The following is a 12,354-nucleotide window of genomic DNA, read 5'->3' as shown; positions in this document are numbered from 1 at the left end:
AGGGTGAACGCACCTCATGCGTTCACCCTGATTCCAAGTGCTATCCAAATTCTACTGTGTTTCACCATCCAGCAGGAAATCCAGCGCATTCACGATCTTAATCCCGTTGATGTCGGTATCCAGCGGCTGATCCATCGTAATGACGACTTTCTCGTAGTTGTCCTGTACCGCCATCAGAGGCGCCAGTTCCCGTTTCCGTGTTTCAGAATCACTCATGGTTTCGGTCACTTGGATATATCTTTTGGGGCCGTTGCTGGTTGCGATAAAATCGATCTCCTTATCGTCCAGTTTCCCAATCGCCACATCGTATCCACGCCGGAACAGTTCCAAATATATGATATTCTCCAGCAGATGGCCGGTGTCACCGCCCCGGTCACCCAGCAGGTAATTGCGAAGGCCAGTATCCACGATATAATACTTGCCCAGTGTCCGCAGATAATCCTTTCCCTTGATGTCAAACCGCTTGACCTCATAGAAGATATAGGACTCCAGCAGGGCGTCTATATAGGCCGAGATGGTCTGCACGGCTGGCTTGCTCTTACGGTTCCCCTCCTCCAGGAGGCCCTCCGTCACAAGCGTGTTGCCGATGGAGCGGATCGAGGTGTTGTTCCCAATGTTGTCGGACAGAAAGAGGATGATCTTCCGCAAAAGCAGTGCGTCTGTAATGGCCCGCTGTTCCTTCCGGCGGCCGCGCTCCAGGATGTCCCGCACTACCACAGCAGAGTAAATGCCATCCAGCAGCATATGGACCTTTTTTTGATCAAGCCCGGTTTCCGAAATGGCTGGCATCCCGCCGAAGCGGATGTATGCCTGAAACAGTTCCCGCAAATCCATCATTTGTCCCTGTTTGTCAATGGCCCGCTTCCGTTGGCCGCCTGCGGGAGATTGATATGACTCCACTGTGTACCCTTGAAAATCAAGGAATTCCGCAAAGGAGAGGGGCAGCATCTTCACTTCCACATATCGGCCGGACAGGTAGGTGGACAACTCGGATGAGAGCAAAAAAGCATTGGAGCCGGTTACATAGATGTCGCAGTCTAGGTCGATCCGAAAGGAGTTGACCGCATTCTGCCACTGGGGGACCTTTTGAACCTCATCAAAAAAGAGGTAAAGCCTCTTCCCCGCCAGTTTCCGCTCCATTACCGCTTGGTAGAGAGCCTTGCTATCCATATCGGCGTACTGCATAGACTCAAAATTCATAGAGACGATCTGCTCCGCTGCCACACCGTTTTCCCTAAGGTGCTCTTCCATCAGTTCCAGCAGGCTGGACTTCCCACAACGCCGAATACCGGTGACCACTTTTATGAGGTCTGTGTCCTGGAACGAAATCAATTGCTTTAAATACCGAGTACGGTTCCTGAGTTCCATGAACTCACCTCCCAGTCATCATCTTATCACATCCCTTCTAAATTGTAAAGTTGATAATATCAATGTGACAAATTTCGATTTTTATTTTTTTTGTCACATCAAAAGCATTATCGAGTTGTAGACATATGTGTGATCACACCCCAGATCCGGTTGTTCTCGTGGTTGATACCGAGGATGCGCACAGTCGCCCTGGCGCCCCGTGGCGGCCGGCCGCGCTTGGGATAGGTACATAGGCAGTCGACGCCTCCGTCCAGGGATACGAACACGCCGTTGAGGTCCACCATGCTGACGGTGCCCACGTAGCGGTTGCCCACCACATATTTCTTCAAGGCCTTTTCGTAGGGGTTTTCCATCGCCTGCTTTACCGATGCGGACACCCGAGGGTGGCTGCGGTCGCTGCGGTCCACCTCTAGGACCTTGACCAGCACGCGCTGGCCAGGCTGATAGTGCTGTGCGGCATCCACCCACCGCTGATAGGAAAGTTCCCGCAGCGGGATGTAGCACTCCGCGCCGAACAGGTCAATAAAGATGCCGGCCCGGATAACGGAGATAACCCGGGCCTCTGCACGGATTCCTTCATAGATCTGATAGTTGCCGTCCCGGTCGGTACGGAAATAATACTCCCGCCGCTTGAGTGCCATAGCCTCCAGACGGCTGGCAGCCACTACATTGTTTTCCTGGTCGACGCCCTTGACAATGTAGTCCACCTCCGCACCCAGTCTCTTATTGAGCAGATAGTGGAGTACATCACCCCGAGGCTGCCCGCGATAATCCTCCGGCTCCTCAATAGCCTCCAACACCGGAATGATCACTTTGAAGTCACCATGGTAGATGACCGCATAGGACATCTCCGGGTTGTCTGCCAGCCGCTCCACACCCTGGATTGTGCCGGTGAGTATCTTCTTACTTTTAAGGGATTCCACCAGATCCAGCAGATCGCTGCGCAGCCGGTCTGTATCTGTCTGCACGGTACGCTCGGCGTCAATGGAGACGACCCTCTGGCGGCGCCGGCCAGGCATCCGGAGTTTTTGGGACTGCCCTGTATTGGTTTCCTCCTCATCGGAGGCCTCAGCGTCAGAAGCATCGGATTTTGGTTCCGCCTCAGATACCTTCTTGCGGGTGCTCCTGCGGCGCCTTGCGGGCGGCGCGCCGGCCTCCGCATCCTGAACTGATTCCGAGTCAGTCTGGGGCGTATCGTCATTTTCACCAGGCTGAAGCCGCTCATCGCAATCTCCTCCCGAATCAGACTCGGTCTGGGAATCGGAGGCACCTTCGCCAGGTTCGGTACCTGGTTGCCCGCCAGGCTGAGGCAGCTCATCCTGAAAATTATACTCAGTCTGGGGAACGTCATCAGGTTCCAAACTGGATTCTGTTTCAGTCTGGGAACCAGAGTCGCCTTCACCAGGTTCAGCACCAGGCTGAAGCGATTCATCTTGGGATGCATCCCCATCATTCTCAGTCTGGGGATGCGGTGCCTGGCCATCCGCAGCTTCGCCCAAATTCTCGTCAGTCTGGGAGGCATCCGGGTCCAATGTAGTCGCACTTGCCAGTTCCAGATCGATCATGCCCGCAGGCGGGCTCCCATCTGGGTACAATTCCGAATCGGTCAGGCCGGCAGTAATGCCATCCTGCTTTTCTTCAGAGTTCTGTTCCTGAATCTCTTTCTTGGTTTTTGCCATGGTATTGAGTCCTCCTTTGTTTTTTCATCGTGCTTTAATTACTCAAAAATCCGTCGGCGGCCTAGCGCTCTCATAGAGGGTCTTGGGCCGTTTGGCGGGTTTTGACGGTTGTTCTGGCGGCGCAGCAGCCGGGGGCGCGCTAGTTTGAGCTGGAGCAGCAGGCTTCTCGCCCTGTTTTGCTGCAGACGCTCCGCGACCTGCTGTTTTCTCTTTTGCCGTCTTCTTTTTTTCCGGTGGTGGAGTTTCCTCCGCTTGTGGGTGGACCATCACCGGAGCGGGCTTCTCCTCAGGATGTGCAGGCTTGTAGTCCCGGATATGGGCCTTCACGCATTCTTTGGCATACGGGTGTTCCGTAAAGTCAAACTTCTTGGCCCGCAGAACCTTCTGTCCGCGGATGATGATGAGCAGTTCATCGTTGGGCAGGCGCAGCACCTCATCTGGAGTCAGTACGCGGCGGCGGCCGATTCCCTCTGTGTAGCGGTATTGAGGAATAACCTGCGCAAGGGCGATACTTTGTCGTGTGGTCATAGTGGAGTTGACTTCCACTGTCATGTCTCCGCTGCGGGCACTGAAGTATTGCGCCGACACATCATCAGTGGCTCCCAACATAACCTGCGTATCCGCGTTGCCTAATAGTTCCGCCCACAGATTATCGGGATACCGGTTCTGAAGCTGAGGCAGGCTCTGGCAGACCATCAAAATCTGCAGGGCCCTTGAGCGTACTGTGCTGAGTCGCCGGCCAAAGTCAGGGATCACGCCAATGTTGTTCATCTCATCCAATATGATATTGACCGGCACCTTGCATCGCTGCTCCGGCATACTGTCCGCATAGCGCACCAACTTAATGAACAAAAATACAAAGAAAAGAGACGACAAAAACTCAAGAGATGAGTTTTGGTCGTCCAAGATGATAAAGTATGCGCATTTTTGTTTGCCCGGCAGTGACAAATCAATATCCGAGCGACGGGTAATCTGACGCACGGCTTCGCTTTGCAACACCTGAAGCCTGGTTCCAAGGCCAAGCACAATGCCAGCCCGTACTGCATCACTGCCTTGACTGAACAGGCTGTATGGAGCCTTAGCCGGATGGTCCAGCGGCAGCCGATCAAAAATCATAGTCAGTTCTTTTTCTGTGTTCTGGGTGATCATTTGATAGACGGCCGGCAGGTGTAGCGCGACAAGATTTTTGAGAAATAGAGACAGGATAGTTGAGAAAAATTCGCCCATTCTTAGAAGCATTTCCGAGGCTCGCTCACTTGCGTCAACCGCCCCCCCCCAACAAGGGGAGCGGCCCACGCAAGAGGGCGGGCTTTTTTAGGTTCCGGGAGGAGCGGCTTTTGCCGCCCCTCCCTTTGCCTTTTGCCCTCTTGTGGGGGTTTACCCTTCCGGCTCCTCGTCCGGGCCTTCTGCGGGCTCCTGGGGCCCTTCCTGGGCCTTCACGGGCTCGGTGTACTTTGTCCAGCCATAGACGCCGGGCTCCCATACGTTCCCGTCGACGTCGGACGTCCACTTCTCGCCGTTGTGGGAAACCTTCGCGCCTTTGCTGTATGCGTCATGCGCTCCGAGGGGCTGCACCCAGTCGGGGAACTCCTCGAGAGGGTTGCCGATCTGCGTCCACATGGAGGGCGTCTCCGAGGGCTTTCGGTTCTGCCCGGCGTCGGTGACGTCATGGATGGAGCGGTAGAGCTTCCCCTCGTCCTGGACGATGTCGCCCGCCTTGCCCCTCCAATTCTCATCCCAGGTGACAAAGAACTCGGGATATTTTGCGATGGAGGCGTCGTCGAGCTGCTGGGCCTGGGCCGCTTTGACAAACATGAGCTCGGCAACGGCCTGGGCGGACTCACTCCGCTTTTGAGCGTCCGAGATTGCCTTGATGGACTTCTTCGGTGTTAAATACTGCATCATTCGTATGCACCTCCAAACCCGGAGATCGAAACCTCTCCCTCATACCCCTCATTCTTCGTGATGGTGAAACGAACATCGACGCCCCACTTCTCGGCGGTCTTGGTCTCGTTCGTGAAGTTGAAAACCCGGTTGATCGCGACCTGCGCCGTGATGTCCTCCCAGGTCGGGGCCGCGTCAAACGCATTGTTACACGCTTCGACCTTTGCGACCGAGCCCTCAATCTTCCATGTGGGGGTGATGAGGATCTTCGTCGCCCGGGCGTCCGTCTCCTCGGGCTTTGCGAATTGGAACTTGATGACCGTCTCCTTCTTGGAGAAATTCCAGACTCTCACACTCGTCGCGAAGTTGCCGTCGACCGCCTCGATGCGGAGCTGGTGTTGTCCATTGGTAAGCGAGAGCCACTTCTCTCGGGTCAGCTCGATCGTTTCCTGCTGTCCCAGCGTTGCTTGATAGCTGCGGATCTGCACGTCATCCACGAACTCGGTGACGACCACATTGTCGCCCTCAACGTCGCTCACGGTGTAATTCTCTGCGAAACTCCCGTTCTTCAGACCGAGGGCCTTGTCCTGCCCGGAGATCGTCGGTGCGGAGTTTGTGCGTTTGAAGGTGACGCGACGGTAGGCCGTACCGCCCTTGCCGTCCGTGACGGTGATCTTGAGGGTGTTGACCGAATTAAGCCCCAGCGCATAGAGCTTCTCGGAGGTGATCGTCACGGTCAGCTCCTCGCCCTTGGGCGCATTGTTGATCGTGCGAATCGTCTCGTCGTTGAGTTCCTCCACGACGGTCAGTGTGTCGCCGTCCGCATCGTCAATGGTGTAGGCATAGGTGAAGCCGAGGTTCTTATCTCCGAGATTGCCGTCGCTGCCGGAAATGGTCGGTGCGGAGTTTGTGCGGGTGAACGTCCACGTCCGGGTCGCTGTGCCGCCCTGTCCATCGCTGACGACGACCTTGACGGTGTGTTTACCGAGACTCAGGGAGTCGACATCGACAGAGATGGTGTTTACCAAATTTCGCGTCGGGGCAAACGACTTCGTCGTTTGCCCATCGAGCGACTCCGTCGCCGTCAAGACGTCGCCGGAGTCGGCGTCATCGACCGTGTAGGTGATCGTGAAATTGCTGTTCTTATCTCCGAGGTCTCTGTCACTGTCAGAGATCAGAGGGTCAGTGTTCAGGATTTCAAGGACGGGGCGGAAACCGAGAGTCGAGTAGGAGCCCGAAGCATAGTAGTGGTTCCAGCCGCGGGCCGAATTGTACCCGCGAACCGCACGGTGCGACGTATTCGAGGAATACGTCTCTTGGCACCAAGTATAGACGCCCATCCAGTTCCAAAGCTGATTATGTGCACTGCTGAGATCGGTTGAATTGAGGCTGCTGTCGAGGTCGGAGGACACAGGAGCCGGAAGACCCGTGATGACCTCCTCGCGAGTGACGAACCTGTCCCACTCATTGTTGGCGGGCGTGCCGCCGGAGTACCAGTCATTTGTCGATCTGGGGCCTGTGCCACCCGTCAGGGAGCGGAGCTTGTACTTCGCGCTGTCAATGTTGACTTCCTTGCCGAAGATCCAGCCCGCGCTGTTAAGGTCGTTCCAAGTGACATTGACAAGGATGACGCGGTCGCAGATGAGCAGCGTCTTGTCGCCGTCCTTGATCTTTACCCACTGGAGCTTCTTTGCGTCGTCTGAGGGCGTATTGCCGAAGCTGTAGTTTGAAATGTCTCCGGACATTGAGGGGATATTGCCCCTACCCGCGCCCGAATATGGTTCAGTGTCGTTACGCCACGGCTTTGTGGGTCTTGCCAGTGCCGCGCCGTTGTTGTAAAATCCGCCGAGCTTGACGGTTCCGAGATATTGCGCCATAAGGTAGCTCTCCTTCCGTTTTGATGAAGCGGTAGGGAGCGAATATCTTCTTCGCCAGATTGTAGGCGCAAGCCCATCGGGCGAAGCCGAGCCACGAATTGACCGATTGGACGATCGCCGCCTTCGTGATCGTACCCTCCTGCAGCTTCTCCATCATCCGCTTGATGCGCCGCTTCTCCCGCCGTTTCGACTCGGTACGGAGAAGCAGATGCGTCGCTTTGATTTTGAAGCCGTAGGCGTTCACGCCCTGCCGCACATAGAAAATCTTGGTCTTCTGGTTGGTCTCAAGGTGCAGTCTCTCTTGGAGGAACACCTTGATCTTTGCTAACCACTCCCGGGCGATTTCCTTGTTTGGCGCTATGACGACGACATCGTCCATGTAGCGCGTGTAGAGCGTCGCACCGAGGAAGCGGATGCAGAATTGATCGAGCTCGTTGAGGTAGATGTTGGCAAAGTCCTGAGAACTCACATTTCCCAGCGGAATCCCTCTCTCGCCCTCCGGCGAGCTGTCGATCACTTTGCAAAGAAGCCTGTAAAAACGGAGGAAGTCCTCGTATTTCTCGGGGTACTTCTTCTTGAGCTTCTTGAACCGCTTCGCGATGATCTGCTTGAGCACGCTGCGGTCGATGCTGTAGAAAAACTTGCGGACGTCGATCTTGATGACCGTCGCCTCGTCGCCCCACTTCATGCGGGCGACCCTCATGTCATGCTGTACGTTGAAGGCAGCTCGGATGGGGCCTTTTCCGTACATACACGCAAATGAACGGTTGACGAATACCGGGCGGAAGAGCGTCTGCAGCTCCTGATGGATGACGAGCTGCACGATCTTGTCCCGCAGCGGCGGGATGTGGAGACTGCGCTCCTTCGGCTCCATGATGATCCTGTGCCGATACTTTCCCGGCGTGTACTCACTAACGCCCGCCTGTCTCGTTTTCTCAATTTTCTTGAGATCGCGCCACAGGCGCACGTTGTTCACCTCGGAATAGAGGTCGTAGAGCACGGCCTCCCGCGTGAACTTGCGGCTGCCTCGCAAGGCGGTCTTGTAGCCCGCCTCGATCGCTGACCAGCCCACGGCGTCCTCATAGCTGGAGGGTGGAGGGATCGGCGGCACGAGGGCCTTCTTGGTGTTCTTTGTGTTGTAGAGCATAATGGGGAATTTCGTCATTCGTGGCATCCTTTCCTTTTAGAACGGCTTGGCACCCATGACGCGGGTTGCTACCCACATTGTAGACCTCCCTCCGCCTCCCAATACGAGAGGGCGGGCGAAGCTCAGTCACTGTTTTTACGCCGTTTCTCAACATGGCGAAGGATTACCTCTCCCTTGAAGTATAACAAGGACACGCACCTGAAGCCGTGGCCGCAGATGACGTAATAACCTACAAGGCGGGGCGGAAACCGAGGTTCGGGTTGGAGTTCGTAGCATTGTTGTTGTTCCAGTTGCGGGCCGAATTGTACCCGCGAACCGCACGGTTCGACGCCAGACAGAGATAACCCTGAGTAGGTGCTGTACTTTTTCTGATGGTCTATTTTCGGTTGTTGATGAAGAACTTTTGCAGTCCTCCAATGATGCGCCCGATCTCCTCGAGCTTTCCTTGCAGTTCCAAGAGTTTCTTCTGCGTGATGTACTTCTGGTTCTTGGCGACACCTAAAAGCACGAGCAGCAGTGTCTTCTCTGCGTCCGCCTCATCCAGCCACATGAGCCGTCTGTTGACGTTCGTGAGGTTGTTGGCCATAACAGCCGCTCGGATGAGCTTGTAGCAGGATTGCTTGATCTCTTGGCACAAGGAGAACTTCTCGGAGGCGGGGAAGTTTTTCAGCAAGGGGTATATATCCCTTTCGAGAAATATCTCAGTTTTCTTTTGTAGGACTGACGGCTCTGCCATGATACACACACCTCTTTTCCCGAACGCGGGCAAGCTCGGCGTGATCACCATAATATTCGAAGCCGTAGTCCGTGAGTTTGATCCTGACAGGCTTGCCGCTGATGATGCTGTGCCCTGTGATGAGGACGTCGGCGTCCCCTGTGAGGGACAGCCCCGCCTCCGTCTGCAGGTTCAGCACGCCATCCGGCACCCCGCCGCACTTCTCGCATACCGGGGCCAGCTCCACGAGCAAGCTCCCGATGATGCAGCTTGCTTCCTTGCGGCTGCAAGCGACCTTATACATAGATTTTTCGCGCCACAGAGTCGTAAATCCCTGACGTGATCGCGACCGAGGTCACGGTGTTGAAGTTGATGAGAAAGACATTGTTGACCATGTTGTTCAGCGTCGCATCCTTCAACACCTTAATCTCTTTCTGCGCGTCGGCAATCTGAGCCTCATGGAGAATGACCGCTTCACGGTTTGTGAAAATGCCTTCGTCCATGTGGTTCATATTCACCTGACTCATAGGCGTTCCTTCCTGAATGACCTCTCCCGTCTCAATGTCTTGGACGTGATCGAGCCACCCGATTTTTTCATAGGCTTTCATTGCTGCTTTCGACCTCCACTTCTAAGATATTATATTTGAAGGCTATATAAAGCCCCTTGCCCGGTGTTTTTGTGAAGACCCGTTCGCCCGCTGACGCGATGATGTCGCCGTCTTTGTCCACGAGCTGCACCTCGGCGACGTCACCGATCACGGTATCGTCGAAGTAAATGTAGACCCTTGCGCTTGCGCCCTGCACGAAGCGGCGGAAGGGCTCCGCTGTCTGTGGCACGCCGTTGAGCGTGTAGTCCGCATGATCGACCGAGTCAACGAACCGCTGCCCGATCTTCTGGATACCGATAGAAGTCAATGTTTTCATTCTGCTGCGCCTCCTTTCGCGTTGGTAGAGCAGCGCGTAGAGGTGGAGCATCTCAGGTAGACCTTTGCACCCTGCGCCGCCTTCGAGCCCGCCTCAATGTCCGAGGCGAAGCCCTGATAAATGGTGTACGCGCCGAAGTGATAGAACTCCTCGGAGGCTGCAAATGTGCCGGCTCTCGGGAAGGGATTGCCGCCGCCCGATGCGCCGCCTTGCGCCATGACCGTCGAGGCCACGAGATGTCCTTCACTGACGATATGCGGCCACACGCCGCACACGATCTCTCCGCACCTTGGATAGCGTGAGAAGCCTGTCTGAAGCCGGGATTGAATAATGAGCCCGCCGATGGTCTCCATACCGTAGGCAGGCTTACTGCTGCCCTCCTTGACCTTGCGGACTTGCCCGTCGATGACCGAGAGATTTGTGACGCCGCTGGGCTTGGAACTGTTCAGGAAGATGATGAACTCAGCCCAGCGCTCCGCATCCTGATCGGCGAACAGTTCAATCCGGCTGCGGTCGTAGCCGAGCGCGGTCAGCGCGTAGAGAACGCCGCGCCGCGTGCCGCTCCACTGTGAGATGATCCCCTTCATGGACAGGCGCGTCCGATAGGCTTCGGCGTCCTCGCCCTCCAGTCGCGGCATATCCCGGTCTTGCCCATGCACGGGGAGCATGACCTCTGAGCAGCTTGCTACGTTCGCCTCGCTGCGCACGCGGAAGATCGCCGCCTTCAGGTCGTCGAACTCGCGCCCCATGACCTTGAAGAAGATGCAGAGCTGGTTGACCGTCTTCCGGCCCTTCTTCAAGGGAGCGAAGAGCAGATCAAACATATATTCCCCGAAGGTTTCAAACTGCTTCATCCGCTCACTCCCTTTCGACCGTCACGGAGACGTCGCCGAGGGTGATGACCTTGTCCTTACCCAGCTTCACATCCGCCTCCGGCTCGGAGACCGCCGCGTTGGTGGCCCCACTGTAGCCGCTGCGGATCGCGTGGTTGATGTCGGACAGGGTCAGCTCGTTGAGCTTGCGGCTGCGGCGCACGGCCAGCAGTTCGGTGAGGATCGCCTTGACCCGGTTCTCCACAGCCTCGTCCGTGTCCGCCGTGTCGGTCGTGACCGTGACGGAGATATTCTGCGATACGGTCACAGAGGACTTCACGAGAATATTATCATACGGGCCAGCGATCTTGTCAACGGCTTCTCTTACTGCCGCAAGCAGTCCCTCCGTTGCCTCGCCCGCCGTGCCTGTCACGATGACGTCCACCGTGCCCTGCCCGCGCGGGTGGTTGCAGTCGGCCTGTGCGAACAGTACGCCGGGGACGGACTCCGCCGCGTCAATGAAGGTGTCCTCCGTCGCCCGCTGCGCCAGCTCCGACCACGAGCGGAGTGTCCGCGCCCTCGCGCTCTCGTCGTCCTCGGTGTCGCTGCCTTCCCGCACGATCCAGTCCTCGGCGTTGCTGAATGTGACGTCGCCGAGGTAGGTCAGCGTGCGCACGATCTGCCCTGCGGGGACGTTGTAGCGGCTGCCCTCTGTCTCGGCCTCCACCAGCACGTCCACGGAGGACGCGCCCTTTTGCAGCGTCGCCGCCTCCAGTACAAAGAAGCGCAGCTCCTCGCCGTTGATGTCGAGGATGCTCTTGAAGACGTGGCCCTTGGGGATTTTGACCGCCTCGCCCGTCATGTCGGTGCGTCTGACGGTGATGAAGCCCTGCGTCTTCTGCGCCTTCTTGCGCTTTTTGGAGTAGTCCGCCATCTTCAGGTCGAGCCACGCGCCGCCCGCGTGGGAGACGAACATATTGTTCAGCACGACGCGGAGCAATTCAATGACCTCGACCTTGATGCGCAGCACGATCATGAGCATCGTGTAGAACACACCGCCCGAATGGAAGTTGCTGATGACGAAGCCCTCGTCTTTCAGTTCCTCGACCTTCTGCTCCTTCAGCTCGTCCAGCGTAGGCAGAGGGAGCACGGCGTCCAGTATTTCCTTGTCGATCATTCTGATACCACCTCCACGCTCACCGCGCCGATGATGACGTCCAGCTCGCGCCGCTCGTCCTCCTCCGCGAAGCGGAAGGAGCAGTGCAGCACGACCGTGTCATCCTCGAACGCAATACTGATCTCAATGCTTTCCGGGAGGATGACCTCCCGCTTCTGCAGCTTGAGCCGCACCCGCTGGGTGATCTCCAGACGGGTCAGCTCCGTGTCCTCGGACTGGATGAAGTCATACAGGCCCCAGCCGAACTCGGCGTCATAGAAGACATCTCCCGGCTGCGTGAGCGCCTCAAGGACGATGTTCTGATACAGACACTCCAGCCCCGAGCAGAGCGGCGCGTCGCCGTCTGTGGCCTGTGTGAGCTGCCACTCGCTGTTGAGCCGGATGTCCGTATCGTTCAGGCCCGTCATAGCTCCACCTCCCCGATGATCGCCGGGGTGAGGTCGCCGTAGGGAAGCGCGACGGCCACGACCGCCCCGGCCTTGAACTGTTTCTTAGACTTAATTCCCGGAAGCGCGGGATAGTTGGCGTCGGGGTTGCCGAAGCGGTCGATGACGGTGAGTTTGTACTCGTACCAGTAGGAGGTGATGTGCGCCTTGAACACCTCGCCCGTCACTTCGTTGTGGACGATCAGTTCCTCAATGTCAAAGGCGTCGCTCTTTGCCGCCGAGTCGATGGTGGCGAATACGGCGGCGGGGAGCTTCAAATGCGGGAAGTCCTGCGCCAGCGTCTTCTTCATAACGGACGCGACCATTTCTTCGAGCACGTCGGTTT

The 12,354-nt window shown here is 56.7% G+C and carries 14 protein-coding genes; all 14 read right to left on the bottom strand.

Going from position 1 to position 12,354, the window contains the following annotated elements; all coding sequences use genetic code 11:
• Positions 1–51: 51 nt before the first annotated feature.
• A complete protein-coding gene (locus tag NE584_RS01845) occupies positions 52–1,368 on the bottom strand; it encodes an ATP-binding protein (protein WP_050624223.1) in 1,317 nt (438 codons plus the stop codon).
• A 107-nt stretch (positions 1,369–1,475) separates the two neighbouring features.
• A complete protein-coding gene (locus tag NE584_RS01840) occupies positions 1,476–3,047 on the bottom strand; it encodes a S1 RNA-binding domain-containing protein (protein WP_055179541.1) in 1,572 nt (523 codons plus the stop codon).
• 42 nt (positions 3,048–3,089) lie between these two features.
• The gene (locus tag NE584_RS01835; RefSeq protein WP_256181572.1) at positions 3,090–4,274 is read right to left on the bottom strand and encodes a VirD4-like conjugal transfer protein, CD1115 family; all 1,185 of its coding nucleotides are present in this window, start codon (positions 4,272–4,274) and stop codon (positions 3,090–3,092) included.
• A 150-nt stretch (positions 4,275–4,424) separates the two neighbouring features.
• Positions 4,425–4,952: an alpha-amylase gene (locus NE584_RS01830; RefSeq protein ID WP_243141608.1), complete on the bottom strand. Its 528-nt coding sequence runs from the start codon at positions 4,950–4,952 to the stop codon at positions 4,425–4,427.
• A complete protein-coding gene (locus NE584_RS01825; protein ID WP_256181568.1) occupies positions 4,949–6,808 on the bottom strand; it encodes a hypothetical protein in 1,860 nt (619 codons plus the stop codon). The genes NE584_RS01830 and NE584_RS01825 overlap by 4 nt, the downstream gene beginning before the upstream one ends.
• Positions 6,723–7,973: a reverse transcriptase/maturase family protein gene (locus NE584_RS01820; protein WP_256181566.1), complete on the bottom strand. Its 1,251-nt coding sequence runs from the start codon at positions 7,971–7,973 to the stop codon at positions 6,723–6,725. Before NE584_RS01820 ends, NE584_RS01825 begins: the two co-directional genes overlap by 86 nt.
• Positions 7,974–8,331: 358 nt before the next feature.
• Complete coding sequence (locus tag NE584_RS01815; protein WP_005936347.1) at positions 8,332–8,691, bottom strand: four helix bundle protein; 360 nt, start codon at positions 8,689–8,691, stop codon at positions 8,332–8,334.
• Positions 8,657–8,974, bottom strand: a complete 318-nt coding sequence (locus tag NE584_RS01810) for a fold protein (RefSeq protein ID WP_256181563.1) — start codon at positions 8,972–8,974, stop codon at positions 8,657–8,659. The genes NE584_RS01815 and NE584_RS01810 overlap by 35 nt, the downstream gene beginning before the upstream one ends.
• On the bottom strand, positions 8,967–9,278 hold the full coding sequence (locus NE584_RS01805; RefSeq protein ID WP_256181561.1) for an inorganic polyphosphate kinase: 312 nt from the start codon (positions 9,276–9,278) through the stop codon (positions 8,967–8,969). The genes NE584_RS01810 and NE584_RS01805 overlap by 8 nt, the downstream gene beginning before the upstream one ends.
• Positions 9,265–9,594 (bottom strand): hypothetical protein, encoded by a 330-nt coding sequence (locus NE584_RS01800; RefSeq protein WP_005936339.1) that lies wholly within the window; start codon positions 9,592–9,594, stop codon positions 9,265–9,267. Before NE584_RS01800 ends, NE584_RS01805 begins: the two co-directional genes overlap by 14 nt.
• Entirely contained in the window at positions 9,591–10,448 is an 858-nt protein-coding gene (locus NE584_RS01795) for a serine/arginine repetitive matrix protein 2 (protein ID WP_256181559.1), read from the bottom strand. The genes NE584_RS01800 and NE584_RS01795 overlap by 4 nt, the downstream gene beginning before the upstream one ends.
• A 4-nt stretch (positions 10,449–10,452) precedes the next feature.
• Positions 10,453–11,583, bottom strand: coding sequence for a baseplate J/gp47 family protein (locus NE584_RS01790; protein WP_256181557.1), 1,131 nt, complete (start codon positions 11,581–11,583; stop codon positions 10,453–10,455).
• Positions 11,580–11,990, bottom strand: coding sequence for a DUF2634 domain-containing protein (locus NE584_RS01785; RefSeq protein ID WP_256181555.1), 411 nt, complete (start codon positions 11,988–11,990; stop codon positions 11,580–11,582). Before NE584_RS01785 ends, NE584_RS01790 begins: the two co-directional genes overlap by 4 nt.
• Complete coding sequence (locus NE584_RS01780) at positions 11,987–12,346, bottom strand: carbamoyl-phosphate synthase subunit L (protein WP_227145900.1); 360 nt, start codon at positions 12,344–12,346, stop codon at positions 11,987–11,989. Before NE584_RS01780 ends, NE584_RS01785 begins: the two co-directional genes overlap by 4 nt.
• Positions 12,347–12,354 lie beyond the last annotated feature (8 nt).

The sequence above is a fragment of the Clostridium sp. DFI.5.61 genome (assembly GCF_024462915.1).
Lineage (GTDB): Bacteria > Bacillota > Clostridia > Oscillospirales > Oscillospiraceae > Lawsonibacter > Lawsonibacter asaccharolyticus.
The sequence above is the reverse complement of the archived record's forward strand: the minus strand, read 5'-3'. Positions and strand labels throughout refer to the sequence as shown.